At 56.5% G+C, this 23,140-nt stretch carries 17 protein-coding genes; 2 read left to right on the top strand and 15 right to left on the bottom strand.

What is annotated here, in order from left to right:
- Positions 1–173 precede the first annotated feature (173 nt).
- Complete coding sequence (locus QT230_RS03130; protein ID WP_308320023.1) at positions 174–914, top strand: SDR family oxidoreductase; 741 nt, start codon at positions 174–176, stop codon at positions 912–914.
- 211 nt (positions 915–1,125) lie between these two features.
- On the opposite strand, the gene QT230_RS03125 is transcribed toward QT230_RS03130, so the two are convergent.
- A complete protein-coding gene (locus QT230_RS03125; protein WP_308320022.1) occupies positions 1,126–2,031 on the bottom strand; it encodes a LysR substrate-binding domain-containing protein in 906 nt (301 codons plus the stop codon).
- A 119-nt stretch (positions 2,032–2,150) separates the two neighbouring features.
- Between QT230_RS03125 and QT230_RS03120 the strand changes: the two genes are divergently transcribed.
- Positions 2,151–2,852, top strand: a complete 702-nt coding sequence (locus QT230_RS03120; RefSeq protein ID WP_308320021.1) for an NAD(P)H-dependent oxidoreductase — start codon at positions 2,151–2,153, stop codon at positions 2,850–2,852.
- 56 nt (positions 2,853–2,908) lie between these two features.
- Here the strand turns inward: QT230_RS03120 and QT230_RS03115 are convergent, their stop codons facing one another.
- From QT230_RS03115 to QT230_RS03050, 14 genes are all read right to left on the bottom strand, one after another.
- Complete coding sequence (locus tag QT230_RS03115; protein WP_308320020.1) at positions 2,909–3,229, bottom strand: DUF1330 domain-containing protein; 321 nt, start codon at positions 3,227–3,229, stop codon at positions 2,909–2,911.
- Positions 3,230–3,303: 74 nt separating this feature from the next.
- Positions 3,304–3,939, bottom strand: coding sequence for a LysE family translocator (locus tag QT230_RS03110; protein WP_308320019.1), 636 nt, complete (start codon positions 3,937–3,939; stop codon positions 3,304–3,306).
- Positions 3,940–3,950: 11 nt separating this feature from the next.
- Positions 3,951–4,484: a GrpB family protein gene (locus tag QT230_RS03105; protein WP_308320018.1), complete on the bottom strand. Its 534-nt coding sequence runs from the start codon at positions 4,482–4,484 to the stop codon at positions 3,951–3,953.
- A 32-nt stretch (positions 4,485–4,516) separates the two neighbouring features.
- Positions 4,517–6,454 carry a M48 family metallopeptidase gene (locus tag QT230_RS03100; RefSeq protein WP_308320017.1) on the bottom strand — a complete coding sequence of 646 codons (1,938 nt, stop codon included), beginning with the start codon at positions 6,452–6,454 and terminating at the stop codon, positions 4,517–4,519.
- 18 nt (positions 6,455–6,472) lie between these two features.
- Positions 6,473–7,069 carry a LemA family protein gene (locus QT230_RS03095; protein WP_308320016.1) on the bottom strand — a complete coding sequence of 199 codons (597 nt, stop codon included), beginning with the start codon at positions 7,067–7,069 and terminating at the stop codon, positions 6,473–6,475.
- A 19-nt stretch (positions 7,070–7,088) separates the two neighbouring features.
- Positions 7,089–7,682: a class I SAM-dependent methyltransferase gene (locus QT230_RS03090; protein WP_308320015.1), complete on the bottom strand. Its 594-nt coding sequence runs from the start codon at positions 7,680–7,682 to the stop codon at positions 7,089–7,091.
- A 42-nt stretch (positions 7,683–7,724) separates the two neighbouring features.
- Complete coding sequence (locus QT230_RS03085) at positions 7,725–7,964, bottom strand: hypothetical protein (protein WP_308320014.1); 240 nt, start codon at positions 7,962–7,964, stop codon at positions 7,725–7,727.
- 12 nt (positions 7,965–7,976) lie between these two features.
- Positions 7,977–9,356 (bottom strand): S8 family serine peptidase, encoded by a 1,380-nt coding sequence (locus tag QT230_RS03080; RefSeq protein WP_308320013.1) that lies wholly within the window; start codon positions 9,354–9,356, stop codon positions 7,977–7,979.
- Positions 9,357–9,434: 78 nt separating this feature from the next.
- Positions 9,435–9,836: a DUF2784 domain-containing protein gene (locus tag QT230_RS03075; protein ID WP_308320012.1), complete on the bottom strand. Its 402-nt coding sequence runs from the start codon at positions 9,834–9,836 to the stop codon at positions 9,435–9,437.
- A 304-nt stretch (positions 9,837–10,140) separates the two neighbouring features.
- Complete coding sequence (locus QT230_RS03070) at positions 10,141–10,833, bottom strand: hypothetical protein (RefSeq protein WP_308320011.1); 693 nt, start codon at positions 10,831–10,833, stop codon at positions 10,141–10,143.
- Between the two features lie 228 nt (positions 10,834–11,061).
- A complete protein-coding gene (locus tag QT230_RS03065) occupies positions 11,062–12,390 on the bottom strand; it encodes an HlyD family type I secretion periplasmic adaptor subunit (protein ID WP_308320010.1) in 1,329 nt (442 codons plus the stop codon).
- 36 nt (positions 12,391–12,426) lie between these two features.
- Positions 12,427–14,406 (bottom strand): cadherin-like domain-containing protein, encoded by a 1,980-nt coding sequence (locus QT230_RS03060; RefSeq protein WP_308320009.1) that lies wholly within the window; start codon positions 14,404–14,406, stop codon positions 12,427–12,429.
- Positions 14,403–16,151 carry a type I secretion system permease/ATPase gene (locus tag QT230_RS03055; protein ID WP_308320008.1) on the bottom strand — a complete coding sequence of 583 codons (1,749 nt, stop codon included), beginning with the start codon at positions 16,149–16,151 and terminating at the stop codon, positions 14,403–14,405. The genes QT230_RS03060 and QT230_RS03055 overlap by 4 nt, the downstream gene beginning before the upstream one ends.
- A gap of 87 nt (positions 16,152–16,238) precedes the next feature.
- A complete protein-coding gene (locus tag QT230_RS03050) occupies positions 16,239–22,955 on the bottom strand; it encodes a peroxidase family protein (protein WP_308320007.1) in 6,717 nt (2,238 codons plus the stop codon).
- Positions 22,956–23,140: the final 185 nt, after the last annotated feature.

Genomic DNA, 23,140 nt, shown 5'->3' with positions numbered 1-23,140 from the left:
TAACTCGCCGCGCCGGGCATCTCTTAAGAGTAATATACATGCTGGGTGGCTTAACGCGCCGCATGCTATTAACAATCAAATAGGATTAGGCAATGATGCAATAGGAACGCCTATACTGATGCCCGCCGTGGCAGCTTACTCTTCTCAAGGTCAACCACTGAGAGGATTACCCAATGACTGCGTCATCAACCCCATCGTCTAAAGTTGTTTTATTAACCGGTGCCAGCAGCGGTATCGGTGAAGCCACTGCCCGCTGGCTAGCAGGCCAAGGGCACAGCTTGATCATTGGTGCACGCCGCACCGACCGACTGGAAGCATTGACCCACTCCCTTCGCGCTGAAGGGGGTAGCGTGAATTTTCAGGCTTTGGATGTCACTAACCTTCATGACATGCAGGCGTTTGCGGATTTCGCGATCAATACCCATGGCCGCATTGATGTGATCATCAACAACGCTGGCGTGATGCCACTCTCCCCTTTAGCGGCGCTCAAGGTGGATGAGTGGAACCGCATGATCGACGTTAATATTCGCGGTGTACTCAATGGCATTGCTGCCGTTCTGCCAACAATGCAGGCCCAGAAGAGTGGTCAGGTGATCAACATCTCTTCCATCGGCGGCCTCACCGTTATGCCCACCGCCGCCGTTTATTGCGCCACCAAATATGCAGTTCGCGCTATTTCCGATGGCCTACGCCAGGAAACCGACAACATCCGTGTGACCTGTGTCTACCCAGGTGTGGTGGAATCGGAACTGGCCCACACCATCACCGACGCTGAAACCGCAAAAGCGATCAACCTTTTCCGCCAGATTGCCCTCAAGCCCGAAGCGATTGCCTCAGCCATAGCCCATGCCATCAACCAGCCCGATGACGTCGATACCAGCGATATCGTAGTGCGGCCCACGGCTAGCCAATAACAACGTATACATCATGCCCGGGCTATTGCCGGGCGTGCTGAGCCGTAGAATGAGTGATTGCAGATGTTCCTGCCATTAACTGGACACGGCACTGTTGGCCGCTGGCATTTTCACTATTTTTTCAGTGGTCGCCACTGCTCAAACCGGATCCTCACAAAAACTATTTACTTAGAACCTAAATAAGATAACGGTATAAAAATATTTCAATTGTTTATTGTGCTTGCGTGCATAAATGCCCCGGCACCGACTTCACCCACTCGCGTATAGCCAGAATCGTCGGATCGTGCTGGCGACTTTCCGGGTAGACCAGAAAAAACGGTTTGCCTTCAAATGCCGGGCCAAAAGGTTGCACCAAGCGCCCTTGCTCTAATTCATCCTTAATCAACTGGCGGCTCATCAGCGCTACGCCCTGCTCACCCACAGCGGCAGAAATAGCGTGGGTCTCGTCGGAAAACACCAGCCCGGCACTAACATCCAACCCAGACACCTTTGCGTGTTTCTGCCAGAAGCTCCAATTCAGTGGCGCAGAGACTTCTCCCTGAGGGCGAAAATGAATCAACGGGTGCAGAGGCAGCTTTGCTATATCACGCAGGCCAAGGCGCGGGCTACAGGTCGGGGCAAAGGTGTTATCAAAAAGCTTCTCCGCTAGCAACCCCGGCCAACGGCCATCGCCATAACGAATGGCAATATCTGCCGTTACTCCATCCAGCGGAACTGGCTCATGTGAAGCATGAACCCGCAGATCAATATCTGGATGGGAGTCGCGCAGTAGGCAAACCCAAGGCAGCAGCCAGCGCACCGCGACCGCGGGCGTTGTGGAGAGTGTCACGGTTTGGCGAGCGGGCACAGCACTTAGCCGCTCGACCACATGGCTGATGCTATCAAACGCGGTTTCTAGCACCTGTAGCAGCTCGCGGCCTTGAGGTGTCAGCTCCAGTTGACGAGGTTTACGCAAAAACAGCGAAACGCCCAGCGCCTCTTCGAGTCCTCGGACTTGGTGGCTAATGGCCGTGGCAGTCACCGAAAGCTCCTGAGCGGCCTGCTTGGCGCTCTCATGCCGGGCAGCCGCTTCAAAAGCGCGAAGCGATGAAAGAGAGGGTAATCGGCGATGGTTCATGAATGAGATTTACTCATCTATTGCTGCAAGAAAAGATCGTTTGTTTAGGCTGAAAGGCTCGGACTAAGCTAAGCCTGTTGTTAATCATAGATGAGTTCAACTCAGATTAGGAGGCTGCCGTGACACATATTCTGCATATAGACGCTAGTGCCCGACCCGGCATTGCTGGAACAGATAACCACGGCTCACATAGCCGCCATCTAACCTATCAGTTTGTCAGTCAGTGGCAATCAGACCGCCCACAAGATACGGTCACCTATCGTGATATAGGTCAGAACCCACCGTCGATTATTAACCACGACTGGATTGCGTCTGCCTTCACCCCCGAAGAACGGCTAGAACCCTGGATGAAGGAAGCGCTAGCAGAAAGCGATCAATTGGTTGATGAGTTAATTGCCGCTGATATTGTGGTGATCGGCACGCCCCTATATAACTTTGGCATGCCAGCCACCCTTAAAGCGTGGATCGATCAAGTGGTGAGGGCCGGCAGAACAGTGGAGTTCGATGACTCCAACCCGATAGACCCTTACGTACCCAAGCTCATAGACCGAGAAAGGCATGCCGTTGTGCTCGCAGCCAGAGGCGGCGTAAATATGTCACCTGGCGAAGAAATGGCCCATATGAACCACCTGGAACCACACTTGGCCACAGCGCTTGGGTTTATAGGCATTACTCGCGTTCACTATATCGCTATTGAAGGACAGGAAGTGGGTGGTGAGGTATTAGCCAAATCGGTTGCTGACACGATACTAAAAATCGAAACGCTTGTTGAAAAGCTGCAAGTAGCGTTGGAAGGCGCTCCATCGCCTCAACCGGCCTAAATGTAAGTGGAAGATCTTTTATCGTAAACACACTGAAGCGTAAGGAGCGGCTATTGCTATCCCAAGATGTCCGCTCCTTTATGCCCTTCTGGTACGCCTTGCACTAACAGAACATCACCCTCTGTATGCAGGGTACGGAATGGGCGGATCTCTTTATATGCAGCCGAGCCATACCAAGCTTGTGCTTGCTCCATGGTAGGAAACTCAATCACCACCATATCACCAGCCCATGCTCCCTCAAGCGGAATGTATGGCCCGCCATGAATGAGGTATTTACCCGAGAACGGCGTGAGCGTTGCATCGATGCCTTCTAAATATTGTTTAATTTCAGGATCGAAGCGAGTTTCACGGATAAGAGCAACAGCATAAGCAGACATTATCACCATCCTTCATTTAAACGAAAAGAGACACCCGCGCCAACACTACAAGAGCAAAAATAGTATTACGTAGCCTACCTTGCGCTGGCAGCAAGCCGTACACCCAACACGACAAAAAGAGCTCCCAGGGATCTATCCATCCACAAACCAACGCGAGGCGCGCTCTTTAGGAAAGTACCTAGCTTTGCGCCAGCAATTACCAAAGGAGGCTCTATTGCTGCCGCAACCACAATGATCAGGCTACCATGCAATAAAAGCTGCGCCTCGGCTGGGCCAGCGCCCTCGACGATAAATTGTGGTAGGAAAGCCAGAAAGAATACGGCCACTTTGGGGTTTAGCGCTGACACCAGCATGCCTTGCCAATAAACAGAGGATAGACTCTTGGGACTCTGCTTTTCTGCTGCAATAAATTGATCGCCTCGTGACAGCAACATCTTAATACCGAGCCATATCAAATAAGCCGCCCCTACCCATTTCACAATCGAAAAAGCTAACGCAGATGTAGCTAGAATGGCCGAAAGGCCAACGACGGCCATCACCACATGTAGTGCGGCCCCCGTCCAAATGCCCAGCATCGCGGCAACACCATGTCGCCGCCCACTGCGTAATGTTTGCCCCAATATGTAGGCAATATCGGGTCCTGGCGAAAGATTCAGAAGCACCGCCGCGGAAAGAAATGTCATCCAATGTAATAGCGAGTAGTCAAACACTGTTATTTTCCTTAATTATTTAACACGTCGGCAATAAAATTCCCCTTCGCAGCCGTATAGGCTTCTCGGTCTAACGGAAATTCTGTCGCCCACAGGTGCTTCTTTTGCTCATACCGTTGCGCCAGTTTAGTATCAGCACGCAGTTTATTGCGAAAAGCCAACCGACGATGCCACTCTTCGCTGCCATACACCATAAGATGAAGATGATGCGTCCTACGCCCCTCTGCCCATCGCATTAACCAGCGTCGCCCCACCAAAGAAGCGTTGTACTCCATTGATGTGGCATATTTTGCACGGCACAACGGCTCCAATAACTCATCGGCCCGGGATATTGAGTCAACGCCTGCCAAGATATCGATGATCGGCTTGGCCGATAGATCAGGAACAGCGGTACTTCCGATATGTTCAATGGCTAGAAACTGATCTGGAAATAAAGTCAGCAGCCTGTCTCGCTCCTTTTCAAATAGCGTTGGCCAAGCCGTATCATATGGAAATAGCGCAACCTCCTCATGGATTGCTCGATTTAAAGATTCTGTTTCATCCATGACTAAGGCTTTCCTGTATCGCGAGTTGTTGCCTATGCCTCATCTGATAACAGTGGCGGCATTGGGCAATCGAGAATATCTGCCATGGCACGCAACAGCTCGGCTTCGGCAGGCAGAATACGGTCGCTGTGCTCAATACAGCGCGCCATTGCCTGCAACAGGGCAGGCTTATGCAAAGGCTTTAAGCGCCGCAAACGCTCAACTGCCAGGCTAAGCGCACGCATATCACCTATATCGTCAGTGGCAGTGAGTGCGAACGGCAGCTCACTTTCAGCGGCGCTGAGCGCTGCGTTAATCTCATCAGGGTTATCCTGACCGGCAGTGGCAAGCACCGTCAGCAATAGCTGGCACTCCCGCTGCAGGTCATTCAATTTAAGGTTGGCAGGCCTATTATCTTGCGCGCTCAGATTATTCAACAACAGCTGATATAGCGTCCACTCCCACAAGCTAACCTGGCCGTCTGAAATCATCAGCCGTTCCAGACACAGGCGAAAGTGCTGCCCCTGCTCCACCGAAAGCGACTTCAGCGCTGGCAGCGCCAACTCAACCAGTGGCAAGCGCAGTTGAATATCCAGTCTCATCAAATCCGGGGCATGCTTGCTCAATTCAGCATAAACATCCGGCAAGGCAGTTTTCTGCAACGCTGCTAGCTGATGCTCTCGCAGTGCCTGATCTTCACTGAGAAGTAGCGCATACATTAAAGCGCGCGCCGCATAAGGCTCATGGGCAGCAACTTTGATGCTATCAGGCAAGGTTTTTAGAGCTGATCGCGCTTGGGAAAGGTGGCGTTGGTCGGGCTGGCCCATGGAGTTGATAGCCGTCTGGGCAGAGGCACCGGTTAAGACAACCGCTAGCGTAGCCGACCTTAACCCTGGATTTTGGCGTGACGCATCCTCTTCTGAATTGACAGTATCGCGCTCGGCCTGCTGGGTGTGCGCAGTGGTCTCAAAGTTGCCATCCCAGCTGGGCATCACACGTTTAATACGGTCTTTTAACGGCGGATGAGTTGCCATCATCTGACTAAACCCTAGCCACACCCCCTGACCGAAGAACAAGTGGCTAAACTCCGACGCCTGGGCGGCTTGCAGGCTAGAGCCTTGCGTGTGCGCGCCGATCTTCACCAGCGCATTGCCGATCCCCTGAGGATTGCGGGTAAACTGCACCGCAGAGGCATCCGCCAGATATTCACGCTGCCGACTGACCGCCGATTTGATCAAATTGCCAAAAAAGGTACCCGCGTAGCCAATCAGCATTAGTACCGCCCCCAGCGCTAAAACAACGGCGCCTGAGTTGTCGCGCTTTCCACCGCCGACCCGCCGAAAGCGCATACTACGCAGCAGTGTTCCGCCCAATAAGCCAATGATGAGAATGCCATGGAGTATGCTGATCAGCCGCATATTCAACCGCGTGTCACCATGCAAAATGTGACTAAACTCGTGAGCTACAACACCCTGAAGTTCATCCCGCGTCAGGTGACGGATCGTGCCACGGGTAATCCCGATCACTGCATCATTGGTTTGATAACCGGCTGCGAAGGCATTGATACTCTCCTCCTCCAACACATAAACGGAGGGCACTGGCGTTCCAGAGGCAATCGCCATCTCTTCAACGACATTGAGAATGCGTCGCTCATCAGCATCGCGGGTATTCAGATTGATTTCGCGTCCACCCAGGGCTTCTGCCACTACCCGGCCACCACGCTTTAGCTGGCTTCGTTTGAATAAACCGCCCAGTACCACCACGGCCAACACCGCAATCGCAACGCCAATGACCAGTTCAATCGAGAGAGCCGACCACAACCCCGGAGTAGGAAGGTTGGTTTGTGTCGCAGATTGCTCACCCATCAGATGAAGCGCGATGGCAATCGCTAGTGTGGTAACAACAATCAGGGCAAGTACTGCCAGTACCATCAAGACAACCAGACGCCCGGTTTTACGCCGAGCGTTATCCTGCGCGGTAAAAAAATCCATGTCGCGTTTTCCCTGAGTTTAAAACGACACCTTCGGCGCCACTTGAATCTGGGCGCTGTCTTCAAACTCTAACAAAGAAGCATTCTGACCGTGGCCGAACATGCCAGCCACTGCTACCGGGGGGAAACTCTGCCGATAGGTGTTGTAGTGCATCACTGCATCATTGAATGACTGCCGTGCAAAGGCCACCTTGTTTTCAGTGCTGGTTAGCTCTTCTGACAACTGCTGCATGTTCTGCGAGGCTTTTAAATCCGGGTAGGCTTCCATGACCACATTGAGCCGCCCCATCGCCTGTGTCAGCGCACCCTCTGCGCCGCCCAGGTCTGCCATCGCTTTGGCACTGCCGGGGTTTGCCGCAGCCGCTTTTAGCCCAGCGGCGGCGGTATTACGCGCCTCGATGACCGACTGCAGCGTCTCCCGCTCATGACTGAGATAACCTTTAGCAGTTTCGACCAGGTTAGGAATCAGGTCATGCCGACGCTTAAGCTGCACCTCAATTTGTGCAAAGGCGTTCTCAAAGCGATTTTTCAACGACACAAGTCGGTTGTAGACACCGATCACGTAAAAGGCAATAACGGCGATGATCGCCACGATAATGATAAGAGTGAGCAGCATGGTTCTTCCTCATTTGCAGCTAATGTACGCGATTCCGCGTTGCCAAAAACTGCCCATTCCCAACAGGTACTATGCACGTAGCGACATCAGCATCTGCAGATACCAACGCCATAAAAGCTGCCATTTCGTCTGCATGAGACGTGGCATTATCGACCACAAGAAGACCACCTCTTCTCAATATACGCTTAATGGTGGGCCACCAGTGCACATACTCGGAGCGTTTAGAGTCTAGGAAAATCAAGTCAGCATTAGCGTCCGGCATGCTTTCAATCAAACCGCTCGCTTCCCCGCAAAGTTGAGTAATGACTTCAGAAAGACCTGAGCGTTCAAAGTTCTTGGCGGCGAGTTCAAGCTTGAACTCGGCTTGCTCAATGGTCATAACGTGCCCACCGATCTTTTGCGCCGCTTGAGCCAACCACAAGGTGGAATACCCGTTGGAGGTGCCAATCTCCAACACACGTTGCGCATTCGTTGCCTGGGTAAGCACCGCAAGGAATTCCCCGGTATCGCGGGTGATATTCAACATTCGCCGTGGGCGATCAACAATCGCAGCGTCGTTTTCCTGACCAAATTGCTCTAACTCAACTAGCAGCTCTCGTAGTGACTCGCTCAAACCCACCCCCTTTCACCAGCTCTTGAGTTATCGTCAACTAGCTTACCAGGTCTCATCCGCACCCGGCGGTCCCACATCAACCTGCATATCAGGGGCAATATCTAAAACGCCTTCGATATGTTTCAGTCGCTCAGCCGTGTCATCATCTGCCGATCCGGTAATACAGCTAATCTCCTCGAGGATCTCCTTGATGGCTAGCCCCTCCGCGCTAAGGCGCGTGGCTACATCATTGATCGGTCGATCGTCGGAAATCGTCACTATCCAAAGCACTATCTTTGGCATTGATCATCCCCTTTAGGGTGCCTGTACCAACCCGGCCCCGACTTGGGAGTCAGAAGAGGGCAGCTGTTTCGCAGAATCCAGCAGTCGTTGCCAAAGCTTCATTCCACGCAGTGAGGCGTCGGACTCTGCCCAGAGAGCCGCGCACCCTGCCACATGTGGCGCTGCCATGCTGGTGCCGCTAATCGATTTATGGCGAGTCGGCCGAGGCCAGGACGAAAAGATATCGCGCCCAGGTGCTGCAATCTCGATCTTGCCATAGTTTGAAAAGCTGGAAGGTTTCAGGTTCGGGTCGAGAGACGCCACGGACATCACGGTCGGCGAGTTAGCCGGAGCCCCGGTGTTGGCAGAGGCATTGCCTGCAGCGGCGATAATTAGGCACCCTTTACGCAGTGCCGCCGCACCCGCGTGCGTGTAGGCGGCTTGAACAGGGCTCTGGCTGCCCAGCGACATCGAGATCACCTCACAGCGATTGGCGATAGCCCAGTTCAAGCCTGCGAGTACGCCCGCGCCGGTGCTGCTGCCAGAGTTGGTCAGCACCTTGCCGACGAGTACCTGAGAAGCGAAAGCGATACCGTAGCGCGAAGTGCCTTCGGAAGGCATTTTTGGGCCACAAGCCGTGCCGATACAGTGCGTGCCGTGGCCATTGATGTCTTGAACCGGCTCCCCAACGAATGACCGGGTAATAAATTCTCGACTTACTAAATCCGGATGTCCCAGATCCATGCCCGTATCCAGCACGGCCACCTTAATGCCCGCACCGCTCCAACTGCTTTGCGGAACATTGCATTGATTCAGCCCCCAAGTCGCTTCCAGCTCATCCGCCTGACGCTCCTCATCGGCTGCATCCCTATCAAGGTCAACGCCAAGATCATGGGCTATCGTGCTCGCTGCCCGTAAAAAGCCTCGCAGGTACTCGGCGTTTCTAGCATCAGAGTTTTTACAATCAGAACTTTTAAAACCAGAACTTTTAAAACCAGAGCTTTCAGAAAACGCGAAATACTCCGGCTCAATAATTTCTATTGGGCTGTCAGCGGCAATGGTGTCGTTAATGCTCATTCCATGCAGTTGCAGAGCATCACCGCCAACCAGCGCGACACCCAGCTCTGGAAACACCATCGCCTCAGCATCCCCGGCATCTTCCAGGCTGACCGCCTGATCCGCAAAATCCCGCGCATCGGCCACCCTGAAGTCCTGAGCCTTTAGTGCTTTGATACCCTCTTCTACCCTTCCCTCACGGTAACTGATCAGAAAGCGTCCCGTTTCGAGACAGCTACCGCCACGCTTCAGTGCTGCCAATAGGAGCTTTTCGGTTCCGCAAGAAATAGAGTTAAGTGACTCGCTTGGGCCAGAAGACTTGCTACCGCTGCCATTACCTTTTGGTGTTTTAGCCATCGTAGATCCCTTTTCGTTTGGCTGTCCTGAAATACTGATCCTTTCAGCTTAACGCACCTAATGATCTTAGCCAGTGATTCAGTGAGCGCGCTTGTTGGGCCGAACGACAAACCAACTGGCCGCCACCAAGCTGCCGAATACGCTATAGACAACGACGAACACCCACTCGGGTGCACTGTAGTAAAGCAGGCTATGCAGCCAATACTGAATAAAAGAGCCCGAATAGGTGGCTGCGCCCGCCTCTGCCCGCAGCGCCATTTCCCAGATAGTCAAAGGGCACACTGCGCCCAACCACGCTTGCCCCACCACGTAACCAATGGCACACAGGTGGATAATCCGGAACACTCGGTTGCGAACCCACCGCCAGTTCAGAAAATAACCCAAGTACACCGCGAACAAACCGAGCACGACGAAAGCCACAAACAGCACGTGGATAATAAGAATGGTATCGGCGAGAAGAAGTAGCTGCGGGGAAGGCATAGTAGAGCGAACCTACTGGAACTTGATCTAGTTACGACAGCAGGTGTTGGCGGGGTGTTCGTTTCTTCCGCTTTAGCTCTGCTCCAACCCAGCGCAACGGCCACCCGTTCGTTTCAGGCTGACCAAGGCAAAGCGTTATCAGCGCTGGCGGTTCATGAGGGTGCGCTAGCCTCAACGCGGGGCCTGCGCCGTGGTCGATACCATCGACGAACTCCCCGTTTGATTAACGGGGAGATACGTTTAGATTGCTGCGCTGCACAGTGACATTCGTTAAGGTATGCAAATCGTTAAGGTATGCAAATCGTTAAGGCGTTTGCGCGTCGTCGCGTATCGCTCTGAGCGAGGTGATTTCAACAGTAAGCGCATCACGCGTTGCTTCTAAATCACTAATCTCATCACCAATCTCGGTAAGTTGGGTATTGGCTTCTTCAATCTCAGCGTTCAGCGCTTCGAGGTCTGCTTCTGCTTCGCTGCGCGCCTCATCTGCATCTTGACGAGACTGTCGAGCGGCATCGCGAGCGGCTTCGGCCTCTTGTTTATCTTTTTCTACCTCAGCATATGTCTTGTTCAGTTCGTCAAGGCGGCTCTGCTCTTCTTCTACCTGCTCGTTGAGGTCGCCCACTTCTTCTTCGCGGGTTTCACGCTCACCCCGTAAAGCGCTCAAATCTTCTTCCGTATTGGCAATGTCTGCACGCGTTGAAGCAAGCGCGGCTTCCGCCTCGGCTTGTTCCGTTTTAAGATTGCTTACTCGCTGCTGCAGTGTTGCCAAGTCAAGCTCCGCGGCTTCTACTTCGGTCATCTGCGCCTGAATCTGCTGGTGCTCACGCTCAGTTTCTGCCAGCCGGGCTTCAAGTGCTTCCACACTGTCTTGCCGCGACCCTGCAATGGTCTGCGCCACAACGGCCCAGATCACAGCGATAACTGCAATCGCCAAGACCACCTTTACGCGAATATCGCCCAGAAATGCTTTCGTTGAAGGTTTATGGGTTTCTGACATTGAGCCATCCTCTTGCTTTATTGGTAGTGCTAATTAGGGCAGCTAGCGTATTTACCCCAGCGGGTCGTCATCTGACCCATTGCTAATATGCAGGAAAGTTCCTGATTCGGCTAGAAACGATTATTCAACACATGTCCATGTAGCGCTGGAATTAATCGGCCCATCAATTGGTAAGAATAAAAATCGAGTTGGAATGAAGTCGCGTTTACAGCGCTAGGTTACTCATTCTCACTCTTCTCGAAAGGCCCTGCTGAACTGGTCGGTGATAGGCTTAACAAAATACGTCAGTGCGGTGCGCTCTTCGGTGGTGATAAAGACTTCGACTGGCATACCCGGCATCAGCGTAGTATCACCAAGCTTCTCAAGCTCTTCAGCAGAAACGTCGACATCGCCAAGGTAGTAAATCTCGCCTGTCGTGTCGTCGCGAGTAGTTGCTGCGGAGACATAGACGACCTCGCCTTTAAGCTCCGGTGTCGTTCTCTGATTAAAGGCAGTGAAACGAAGTCTGGCTGACTGTCCGACCCAGAGTTGGTCGATGGTTACCGGAGCCAGTTTCACCTCGATTTTCAGTTTGGCGTCTTCTGGCACGATGGTGACAAGCTCTTCGGCCGGTGTAATCACGCCGCCTATTGTGTGGATGTTCAGTTCATTGACGGTGCCAGAGATTGGCGCGCGAATGTCCGTTCGCGCCAGCCGATCTTCAATGGCGATGCGCCGATCACGCAGCTCTGAAAATTCCGCCTCCACGACGCTTAACTCCCGCTGCGCCTCGGTACGAGCATTCTCGTCGATCGCAATAATCTGCAGACGAATTTCACTCATGCGGGCTCTCGCCCGGGCAATGGACGCGTGGATCTCACTGCGTTCGCCTAAAAGTCGCGCTCTGTCACGCGCGATCGGTACGAGGTGGGTTCGGGCGATGACCCCTCTGCCAACCAGGCCTCTGTTTGCCTCGTACTCGGTCTCGACGAGCTGGAATTCCTCATGTTTCGATTGCTGCTGTGCTTCCAGACCCTTTATCTCCTCTTCGATTTGCTCGACGCTAAGTTCGAGCTGCTGCTGCTTGCTTTGGAGACTGGTGCGGTTGCCCTCGAAGAGCCGTGTTTCGCCGAGGAAGACATCCGGAGAGGCGCCTGCATCCAAATCAGCAGGGAACTCGATTGCCGCAAGACCGTCCCGCTCTGCGAGAAGCCGGGCTCTCCTGATGGCCAATTCCACGAGCTTAGAGCGCACGATCGAAAGCTCTGCCTTGGTCTGAGTGTCTTGGAGTTTCATTAGCACATCGCCAGCGCGAACAAAGTCCCCTTCCCTGATGTTTATTTCGCTGATGATGCCGCCGTCACTATGCTGTATCGACTTCAGGTTCTGATCCACCGTCACGGATCCCTGCGCGATAACAGCCCCGCTTAGTTGAGCGCTCGCGGCCCAGCCACCAGCACCCAACAGCAGAAGCAAGGCGAGCGCCGTGCCCACAAAGATGCGCGGGCCAAGGCGAAAGGCGTTTTCTGGATTCGGCAACGGCTTGACGGAACCGCCGGAAAGATCATAAGTGCTCATTCTTCTACTCTCCTATGCACGCTTCTCTGCATGCTCCTACGATAGCCACTCAAAACTATCGTCACGCTCGGTAGACCACGACAGCTGGTGTACTCCCTTAAGGGAGACGGCCGTTGCCCACATTGCATCGTCCGCGAAGTCGGTCTCGGTCTTGATCTCAATCATGGTCCACTCGCTTACATCGTCCCGATCGTGGCGATAGCGTATTGGTAAATCTCCATCGTCGGCGCCGTGGTAGGTTTGTTCGAAACGGTCGCCCGGCTCGTGGTCGGCCTGCCAAAAAATATCGAATTCAGATATCCGGATTCGGTCTCCGACCCCAAAGTCCATGATCACGTGCGAAACGGCGATCGGCTGATCCTCACCGGCGTTGGCGAACGCGAAGACGTCATCACCCGTACCGCCAGTGAGTGCAACTGATTCGCCGCCGAGGATGAACTGATCGGCTTCCCGACTTCCTGTCACGTTCTCGAATCCAGTGATGAAGTCTCGACCGATTTCCACGCCGCTGACGATACCGTTCATAAGATCGACCACGAGTCCTTGCGTCGCGTGGCTGTAGTCGATGGTGTCCGAGCCCTCACCGCCGTCGTATACGTCATCGTCAGCGTCGAGCGCCGCCACGATCCGATCGCTTCCCATGCCGCCGAAAACGTTGTCGCGACCCGCGCCATCCATAATCACATCGTGACCATCGCCCCCAAGCAGCAGGTCGCCGCCGTCTCCGCCGCTCAGATGATCCGCACCGGCGTTGCCGAAGAGCACGTCATCGCCATCATCGCCGAATAGCCTATCGTCGCCGGATCCGCCAAAAAGATGGTCGTTCCCCGCACCGCCGAAAATAATGTCGTTGCCGTCGCCGCCAAACACCACGTCATCACCGTCTCCAGCGACAATGTGATCGTCGCCCGCCCCGCCGTTTATAACGTCATCGCCAGCCCGACCATCAATGTTGTCATCGCCACCTGCACCGTCGATCTCATCGGCACACAGGCTGCCGAGAAGCAGGTCGTTGGCCGAGGTTCCGACGATAACGGGCTGCTCGACGACGGAGAAACGCGCGATCGCATCGGTCTTTAGCTCGCCGTCGGTGATCTGATAAGTGATCGTCACCGGCCCTAGTTGCCCGCTGTCGTTGTGAAATAGCCAACCGCCTTCCGCTTGCGTCAGCGCGCCGGAGGAGACGGCTAGGTTTTGCACCGAAAGAACGTCGCCATCAGGATCCACTGCCTTGCTCAGCAGATCGCCCAAGGCGATGGCAAGCATCGCGCAAGGCGCCACGTCCATCAGATAGACAGGACCTGACACGCGAGGAGCACGGTTACCGTCGGGACGAGTATCGACATCGTCATCACCTTCGGTTGGATCGCTATCCGAAGAGCTATCGCCATCCGTAGAACTACCGTCACCCTCAGAACTATCGCTATCGCTAGAACTACCGTCACCCTCAGAACCAGCACCATCCGTGGGATCTTTGCCTTCAACGGGAGATACGTCGTCAGGCGATGATTCGTCACCCCTGGGGCCGTTGCCACCCAGTGAGAAACGATGTCCGGCGGGGTTAGCAATGTCGATAGGCGGTGTGCTGATGCCAGCGCCCACTCGGTCGGTACTTTCAATGCCTGCATTGCCGCGTGCCGATCCGGCGGCAGCGCCTTCGTTCTCGACTGGGGAACGAACGGACATTGGTCGCGGTGCATTAGCGACCGTAGGTATTTCAGAGCCGGGAGGTTCAGCGTCGGCCACTTCTGGGGGGTTGTTTGACGAGGCTATGTCATCAACCAAGCCCTCTGGATTTTCGATCTCCGCTGCACCGACGGCGGGCTCACCCGGCTGCGATGGAGGAGCGCTCTCCTGGCCCCAGGAAAACATCGAGCCCAGGTAAGCAGCGATCCCCATCAGTAGACCGCCGACAATCAGCGGCTTGCGCGAGACTTCGTCATCGCTCTTCGCAACATAGCGCTGCGCGGCTTGAGGCTCCGGTAAGGCGTTCTTGGTACCTTTGACGTTAATCATGATCCGACCGATGCCTCCTTAGTAGGCGGCCTGGCGGAATGCACCGCGCGCACATTGGATTTACCGATAACGTCGTCCTTCGGCCCGAAGGCGGCTAACCGACCGTTCTGGATAACCCCCACAAGATCGACAGCCGCCAGCGCACTTGGCCGGTGAGCAGCCACGATGGCGATGCCGCCACGCTGCCTCACGCCTTGAATGGCCGCCGTCAAGGCGGCTTCGCCTTCGGAATCGAGGTTGGAATTGGGCTCGTCCAGTACCACGATAAAGGGATTGCCGAAAAGTGCGCGGGCGAGTCCAATTCGCTGCCGTTGACCGCCTGACAGAGACGCCCCGAGCGAGCCGAGCTGCGTTCGATAACCGTTTGGCAAGCGTACGATCATCTCGTGGACGCTGGCGGCCATTGCCGCCGCCACGATTGCCTGAGAATCCAGGGTTTCCTGAAATCGCGAAATGTTCTCTTCAATGGTGCCATTAAGCAGCGCAACCTCCTGGGGCAAATAGCCGACGAACTGACCGAGTGCTTCGTCGTGCCACTGCGAGAGCTCCGCGTCGTCGAGCCGCACGCTGCCGCGCAGCACGGGCCAGATGCCGGTCAATGCGCGAAGCAACGTGGTCTTACCACCACCGCTAGGGCCGATGATGCCAATCGCCTGACCAGCCTTGAGCTCGAAGCTCAGCTCGCTAAGCAGAATCTGCCCCGAATCAGGTGCTGCGACGGTGATATTCTCGACCTTGAGGGAGGCACTCGGGCTGGGCAGTTGCATCGGTTCGTCCGCCTCTGCCAACGCCATGACCGTTTCCTTCAGCCGGCCGAACGCGGTTCGCGCAGAGACAACGTTCTTCCAGTTTCCGATGGCAAGATCGATGGGGGCGAGCGCTCGCGCGGACGCGATGGAGGCGGCGATGATGGCGCCAGCGCTCAGGTCGCCCTGAATAGTCAGCAGTGCTCCGAGGCCAAGCACGGCCGACTGAAGGACCATCCGCAAGACCCGTGCGACCGCCCCAAGGGTGCCGCTGATATCGTTGGTTCGCGTCTGCAGCTCCAAGTGATCGTCATTGGCGCGGTTGAAGCGGGCCACCGCACGACCGGCGAAGCCCATCGCCTTGAGGATTTCAGCATTGCGGGCATTGGAATCGGCGATGGTGTTGCGGATCACAACCGCCTGCTGCATGGCGTTGCTCATTTTCGACGTCATCAGTTCCGTGGCGATCGCCAGCATGGCCAGGATGAATCCACCAAGAAAAACCAGCGCGCCAAGGTAAGGGTGCAGCAGGTAGACGAACACCAAAAACAGCGGCATCCAGGGAAGATCCAGCAGTGCGACTGGCCCCTGGCTACCCAGGAAGCCGCGCACGGTATCCACATCGCGACCGCGCTCTAGTGATTCAGCGGTCGAAAACCCAAAGCGCGGCATATCAATAGCGACCCGATGCGCCAATGGCGCGATTTTTTTGTCGAGGCGCGCGCCGACACGCACAAGGATCTGGGAACGGATGATGTCGAACATTCCCTGAAAGCAATACAGGCCGAGCGCCAGAACGGAGATGGCGATCAGCGTCGAAATGCTCCCGCTGGTCAGCGCCCGGTCATAAATCTGCAGCATGTAGAAAGCACCTGTCAGGGCGAGGATGTTGATGATCCCCGACATGCTGAACAGGAAAAGAAAGATACCTCGAAAACCTTTGGTCAGCTGTTCTGCGCCCTTGCGCTTCGCCGACGTCTTAGCGTCTTTTTTACCCATGTGAACTACCCCATGCCCCTAATGTGAACGGGCTTTCCCTGCGGGCACCCGGCCCGCAGGGAACGCTGTTGTTATTGTTGTCGTTCGTTAGAGGTTGAAGTCGCTCACTCCCAGCTCATGCCGACCCTTGATGTTGATGGAGAAATCAGCCTCATCGTCTCCGGTCGTGCTGCCTTGAACGACGGTGTAGTCCTTACCGTCGTGCGTTTGATGGGTGAACATGAGCTGCCCGGCGCCGGTGAAGGCCTCGGTCACCAACGTGAAGCTCTGGTTGCCTGCTGCACAGCCATTGGCATCAATGCCGCTGAGATCGATACGGTCGCCCGGCTGAAATCCCATGAGGGTATCGCCGTCCGCATCCGCAGCGGAGAGGAAGCGGAAGGTGTCGTTGCCCGCACCGCCGTCCATCACGTTAACCGCGTGGTTCGCCGTAATCGTATCGTGTCCCGATCCCGTGACGATGTTCTCGACACCCCACAGCCCATCATGGCCGGTCTCGGCGCTAGACACGCTGCCTCGTCCCATAAACCCGGTGCCAAGATCCGCCGTGATCGACGACATAATCGCTGACATGTCCAGGGTGTCGTTACCGCTGCCTCCCACCATGTCGTCGCCCATGTCATCACCATAATAGGTGTCGTCACCGTCACCGGCTTCAGCTACGAATAGGTCATCGCCGTCGCCACCGAAGACCGTATCGTCGCCTGCACCGGCATTGATGAAGTCGTTACCGTCTTCGCCAAGAATGCGGTCGTCGCCGTCATCGCCGTAGAGCATGTCTGCGCCGTCGCCGCCAAGGATGTCGTCGTCGTCATCATGGCCGAAGACGACGTCTCGACCGCCCAGGGCCATGATCGTATCGCCGTTTGCCGTTCCGACCAGCGCATCCGCGCCTTCGCTGCCAGCCATCGCGGCGACTGGGATGGGAGCTACCGGGCTTGGTGCGACATCGTCATCCTCGTCTTCCGTCTCGTCGACGGTTTCGTCATCTTCCTCGGTATCATCGCCACCACCGGTATCGTCATCACCGCCGCTATCGCTCTCCCCAGGCTGCTGCGCCTCAGAGGGCATCTCGAAGCTGACGGAGTTCTCGTCGTCGCCCACTCTCTGCTCGCCGGAGCCTTCGAGCCCCTCGGACATTTCAGCGAGCGTCGTGCCGTCGGCAAGTTCGACAACATCCTGCTCTCTGAGCGCGCCCACAACCGTGTCGTGCCCGCCCTTGGTCTTGAAAACCACCCGATGGGCAGAACTCAGTGCCGAGATGTCCAGGACATCGTCGTCCTCCGAGCCCATTACGTGGATAGTGCTCATCGCCAAGCTGGTGCCGCTGAAGTCGCCAGCGATCTGGAAACTATCGCCGCCGCCCTGGCCGTCGATGACGATTTCCTCGATGTTGTCGAGTTCCGCCATCACCACGCCGTTGCGTACGATGACAATCTCCGTTCCGGCGGCGAGGTCGGTAAAGCCCTGCGCCAGCGCATTGGCCCGATCGAGAACCGCGAAGGATTCGGCTTCGTTGGCGTTGCCGAGAATTTCCGTGGTGTCGACTTGGTTGCCGCCATCAAGAATGTCGCGTCCGCCATCGGCCTCGGTGATCAGCAGGTCATCGCCAGCGCTGCCGAACAGCACGTCGTCACCGGCGCCGCCATTCAGAACGTCGTTGCCACCGCCGCCGTTGAGATCGTCATTACCTGCGCCACCTTCAAGAGCGTCGTCGCCGGCTAGACCGAGTAGGATATCGTCCCCCTCTCCGCCGTCGAGGGCATCGTCTCCAGCACCACCGCGAAGTTCATCCGCACCGCCGCCGCCCAGCAACGTATCGTCGCCAGCCCCGCCGTTGAGGAAGTCATTGCCTTCGCCGCCGTCGAGAGTGTCGTTGCCGTCGTCGCCGATCAGACGATCGTCACCGGCACCGCCGAAGGCGAGGTCGTCACCGCCGCCCGCGAGCAGATTGTCGTTACCGGCAAGACCGATCAGGATGTCGATTCCGTCCGTGCCGTTGAGGCGGGTCGCACCGGTATCGTTGCCTTCGGTCCCAGTGATCACCGTGACATCGCCATCAGTGAAGCTCAGCTGCTCGATGCCGCGCAAGGTATCGCGACCATCAGAAAGCGCGTTTGGTACACCTTCGCCCTCACCCGCTTCGGCATCGTCATCATCGTCGACGGTATCATCGTCATCGCTGAAGCCGGTGTGATCCACGACCAGGCTGCCATCGGCATTGATCTCGAACTCATAGTTCGCAAAGACGTCGGTGTAGGCCGCTGTATCGATATCACCGATACCGCTCTCCTTGATCATCTCTCGGACAATGAAGAGCTGCGCGGGATTGATCGTCCGGTCGAACACCGCTTGCTGTAGCGTCCTGCCGTTGGCGAAAAGTGCCGTCTGGTCTTTAGCGGTGAGCGCTTCAGGCGAGGTGTACATCTTGCCGGTCATTCCATCGGCCGTGGCGATCTCGTTGCCCGAATCATCGCGAATACTGATGCGCACGTTGAGCCAACGGTCGCCATCGATGATGTCATCGCCTGCTTCACCCGTGATGAGGTCGCTGCCGGCACCGCCGAGAATGATGTCCCCGCCGCCGCCGGTCTCCATCACCACGTTCTCGTCGTTCGAGGTATCGTAGTCGATGTGTGCCACGATCTGATCAAAGCCATCGATTCTGGCGACGCCGCCAGCCGTCAGAGCATTCGACCAGCTGAGGAACGGGTCGTCCGGTGCTGGAATTGCGGCTCCGGCGATCTGCTCATCGCGCGCCCCCGGTACGGTCGATCTCCCACGCAGGATATCGTCGTACTTCCAGCCCGAAAGGCCTTCCACGAGGTCGAACCGGTCGCGGAGGATGAATTCCTCCTGGTTGACGAAGATCGGGATGCCAAGGTCGGAATTCGCCGCCAGGCTGTCGCCTTTGTGAATCGCCCAGTCAAACCCGGCCATGCCGTTGTTCCGCTGGATGCCCACCCCCTGCAGCATGATATCGTCCCCGGACTCGGCGTCGTAGTCGACGTCACCGCCGTTCCCATCGAGGACGTCGTGACCGATGATGGTGGAGTTGAAGAACAGCTCGGAGTTCTCACCCGAGAGGGTGTCGAATCGTCCGCCACCTTCCATCCAGTCGTCGCCAGCCTCACCCATCAGGAAGTCCATGCCGTCGCCGCCATGAATGAAGTCGTCGCCGACGCCGCCCATGGCTGTCTTGCCATCAGGACCGGCAATGATGAAGTCCTTGCCGCCGCCGCCAAAGATCAACGATAGGCCGCTTCCGCCGTGGATCGCGTCATTGCCATCGTCCCCATGAAGGAAATCCATCGCCCCGATGTCGGTGCCGGAGTTGAAGATGATGTCGTCACCATCGCCGCCGTGGACGTGATCGACTCCATAGGCGCCGTCGAGAGTGTCATCGCCAGCACCGCCCCAGATGGTATCGTCGCCTTCCCCCGCGATGATGGTGTCGTTGCCATCGGAGCCCTGGATGACCACGTGGTCCCCGCCGTTGTAACGCAGGTACTCGGCCACGCCGTCGCCAGCGAAGAGGCCGGACGGCAGCGCCAAGTTAAACGCCTCACCTACCGTCACCAGGACCGCATCGCTCGCTACGGCCGCGAAGATCGCCCGGTTTTCGAATTGTCCAAACTGAAGGTAATGCACCAGCGGATTGAGGCCGGCGGCAGCCACATCCGGATGCGCCGTCAGATAGGCATCGGTATCGAAGAGCGGCGACGGATCGCGGCCCTGCTTCCAGCCAAGCTCAGCATAGTGCAGCAGCGGATTGACACCGCTCGCCGCCACGTCTGGATTTTGCGTCAGGTAGTAAGCGATATTGAAGAACGCATTCGGATTGCGGCCCTCGGCCCACCCAAATTGCGCAAAATGCGCGTCCGGATCAACTCCCGCCGTCGCCACGTCAGGATAGGTCGCGTTGTAGAATGCGTCATCGACAAGCGCATCCATCGCCGCAGCATCGGCCGGGGTCGCTTCAGCCGCGACGATCTGGACGACATAGCTCTGGGACGGAGCATCCTCATAGGTCGCGGTGATTGTGACCTCGTAGCGTCCGGCGCCAGGCGCGCCCGAAATCGCCATCGTCTCTTCATCAAACGTCACGCCCGCCGGCAACCCGGAGGCTTCGAGCGCGATAGGTGCATCGCCGTCACGACGCTCGACCATGTTCGAGATGGCCTCGAGGGTCGGGTTGTCGTGGGTCGGATCATCTTCACCGGTCATCGCGAGCTGCTTGGCGTAATCGAGATAGAGCGTGAGATCCGGCGTTGAGAAGAAGTCGGCCGGGATTGCCGAGTTGGTCTCCCCGAGGTCGGTATTAGCCAGCGCCATTTTCGATAGCGAGTTGTTTTCGAGCTCTGTTAACAGGTTCAGGCCCTGCACCCGCGAGAGGTAATAGAAGCGATCACCATCCTGCAGGTTCTCGATCTGAAGCTCGAAGATGAAGGCGAAGGTCGATCCCAGCATGCCGCCGAAGTCCATCTTCTTCTCAGCGAGACCGCCCATCCAGAGGTCGACGCCATTCAGCCCGCCGAGATTCCCGGCGTATGCGCCGGTGCCGTTCAGGAAGTCCATACGGTCGGCCGTAGCTGGCGGCGCGATCGTCTTCTGGGTGCCGTCGATGCCATCCGTGAAGGTTTGCTCGATCCCGAAGACGATCGCCATGGCCGCCGCACGCTTGCCAGCCAGGCTATCCTCTCCAGTGATTAGGTCATGCGTGCCATAAGCCGCGATGAAGTTGACGATCGATTCCGGGTTCTTGAGATTCAGGGCGAAGTCGGTCCAGCCCGTGTAGGGGTCGAGCTGACTGTCGCCACCGGCGATCGCCTTGAACTGCTCCCGCGCCTCGTTGAGGGTGGGCATGCCGGTGTCACGGCCACGGGCAATGTTGATCGCCGCGAGGTCAAGCGGGATGCCGGTCAGTTGGTTGCGCAGGACGTTGGTGACGAACTCGTCGATCTCGTTGCCGACCTGGGCCGACATGCCGCGGAAGATCGCGCCTGCCGCTTCATCGTGGCTAACCGTTCCGCTGCCGTCGTAGCCGAGAGGATTGAGGAACGCATCGAAGAGCGTGACGTCGTCCCGCGTGCCGTCGGCGTTGATCCGATCCACCGTCTCGTTCAGCATCGAATGGCCGAAGCGATAAACCACATTGGCGAACTCGGCGAAGATCGCTGGGTTGATGTCCGGATCGGGCTCGAACAGGAAAGCATCGACATCCGGCTGCATCTTCCGCGCGAACTCTTCGAACACCAAATGCTGGTATTCCATCTCGGTGGTGAACCGTCCCGCCTGGAACAGCCGTTCGCCGTTCCAAATCAGCGCGGCAAGGTCTTCCGCTGAACTCGGCACTGCGTCTACCGGCACAAGCAACCATTCGTTCAGGAATTCCAGATCACCATAGGCGAGCACGACATCCTTCGTGTGCTCGACGATCCGGTTGTGCTCGGAATGGAAGATGTGGTGGATGGCCGACAGGCCGAAGTTTTCGTTGGCGCGTCCATCCCCGGCGATGAAGTGTGCGTCAAGGAGCTCGTTATCGTACTCGGTGTTGTTGCCGCGAACACTCGCCACCGCGTTGCCAGCGACGTCATCTCCATCCTGCACTAGAACGCCACCGGTCACTACCGGGGCAGCGCTGTGAGCGATGTCGGCAAGGAACGCATGGCCAGTGCGCGCGGCGCCGATCGCGCTCGGATCGACAGGATTAGCCGGATCTCCCTCGACCAGCGTGGTGATGAAGCCACCATTTCCGTCCGACTGGATAACGACGAGCTGGGCATATCCGTTCGGGCCAGGAATGAAATTGCCATATTCGTCCGTCGCCAGAACCGGGCCGCTGCCGACATCAAGATCGGTGAGCTTGATGCCCAGCATATCCGCCGCGTGAGCCTTCAGATCGCCCCAGGTCGACATACCGTTCTGGGCACCTTCGAGCAGATGCCCCGTCGCGACAGGCTTGCCATCCGGCCCGGTGGTGTATTCGCGCAGGAAAACCTGATGCGACGCATGAGACCCATAAGTCTGGTTCTGATCGACCCAAGGCGTCGTCGTATTCTTGGCGTCCTCGCCAATGCTGGCCCGCGTCAGCGCCATGAAGTTCGATTGACTGCCCTCGACATAAAGCGGGTCGTCTGGCTGAAGCGGCATGTAGACAGTGCCGTTGCCGCCCTTGCCGACCAAATCCAACCCATGGTCGAAGAACTGGCCGAAGAGCGTGAACAGCGAGTTATAAGGCGCTGAGTCACCGATGTCGGGCGACACGTTATCGAACTGGTAGGAAATCAGTTGCGAGCCGTCGGCGGCAAGTATCGGCGTCACACCGTCTTGTTCGAAAAGTGGCTTCGCTGAGACATTCTGGCCTTCCGACAGATAGCGTTCGTAAAGCTGCGTCGCGACCGGGTTGTTACTTGTCTGGTCGACAATCAGGTTCGAAATCAGCCGCGGGTCGGCATCGACCACGGTGCCACCATCGAGGCCCATCGACCCAGGCGTTGGAGTGCCTGACGACCCATAGTCATTATTGTCCAGCGTAACGGCGCCATTGCCGAAGCTGATGGAATCGTCGTTCTCATTGCGGAAACTTGGATTCGTGATTTGCAGAAACGGCTGATCTGACGCACCCCAGAGCTCTCGGCCGGGAGCAAGATTGTTATAGCTGCCATCCACGGTACGCAACCCGTAGGGCAACAGCGGGCTGTCCACGAGTTCCGAAAGTGGCGTTCCCGCGGCATGCGCTTCCGCAATTTTGATCTGATCAAGGATGTATTGCAGATCATGTTGGTTCAGTTTGACAGCCATGTTCCCTCCCAGGCCCCATCGGGCTCTGCGAACTATTTTTTTAAATAAAACGTTCTTTCGCGTCCCCGATGTCACCAGTGGGATGCTGTTTTCTATCTTTACAAGCCGAAAGGCATGTCCCCGGACCTCGACGGGCACACCATCTAAGGAAACTTTTTTCACACCTTTCGATTACACAAGATTAC

It is taken from the genome of Halomonas sp. SpR8 (genome assembly GCF_031010195.1).
GTDB lineage: Bacteria > Pseudomonadota > Gammaproteobacteria > Pseudomonadales > Halomonadaceae > Vreelandella.
This window is presented reverse-complemented; position numbering and strand designations above follow the sequence as displayed.

Excerpts from the sequence above, each read along its gene's own strand:
- QT230_RS03060 (WP_308320009.1), bottom strand. The coding sequence starts at position 14,406 with ATGATTAACGTCAAAGGTACCAAGAACGCCTTACCGGAGCCTCAAGCC.
- QT230_RS03070 (WP_308320011.1), bottom strand. The coding sequence starts at position 10,833 with ATGTCAGAAACCCATAAACCTTCAACGAAAGCATTTCTGGGCGATATT.
- QT230_RS03075 (WP_308320012.1), bottom strand. The coding sequence starts at position 9,836 with ATGCCTTCCCCGCAGCTACTTCTTCTCGCCGATACCATTCTTATTATC.
- QT230_RS03125 (WP_308320022.1), bottom strand. The coding sequence starts at position 2,031 with ATGAACCATCGCCGATTACCCTCTCTTTCATCGCTTCGCGCTTTTGAA.
- QT230_RS03105 (WP_308320018.1), bottom strand. The coding sequence starts at position 4,484 with ATGGATGAAACAGAATCTTTAAATCGAGCAATCCATGAGGAGGTTGCG.
- QT230_RS03115 (WP_308320020.1), bottom strand. The coding sequence starts at position 3,229 with ATGTCTGCTTATGCTGTTGCTCTTATCCGTGAAACTCGCTTCGATCCT.
- QT230_RS03055 (WP_308320008.1), bottom strand. The coding sequence starts at position 16,151 with ATGGGTAAAAAAGACGCTAAGACGTCGGCGAAGCGCAAGGGCGCAGAA.
- QT230_RS03065 (WP_308320010.1), bottom strand. The coding sequence starts at position 12,390 with ATGAGCACTTATGATCTTTCCGGCGGTTCCGTCAAGCCGTTGCCGAAT.
- QT230_RS03095 (WP_308320016.1), bottom strand. The coding sequence starts at position 7,069 with ATGCTGCTCACTCTTATCATTATCGTGGCGATCATCGCCGTTATTGCC.
- QT230_RS03080 (WP_308320013.1), bottom strand. The coding sequence starts at position 9,356 with ATGGCTAAAACACCAAAAGGTAATGGCAGCGGTAGCAAGTCTTCTGGC.
- QT230_RS03085 (WP_308320014.1), bottom strand. The coding sequence starts at position 7,964 with ATGCCAAAGATAGTGCTTTGGATAGTGACGATTTCCGACGATCGACCG.
- QT230_RS03100 (WP_308320017.1), bottom strand. The coding sequence starts at position 6,454 with ATGGATTTTTTTACCGCGCAGGATAACGCTCGGCGTAAAACCGGGCGT.
- QT230_RS03130 (WP_308320023.1), top strand. The coding sequence starts at position 174 with ATGACTGCGTCATCAACCCCATCGTCTAAAGTTGTTTTATTAACCGGT.
- QT230_RS03050 (WP_308320007.1), bottom strand. The coding sequence starts at position 22,955 with ATGGCTGTCAAACTGAACCAACATGATCTGCAATACATCCTTGATCAG.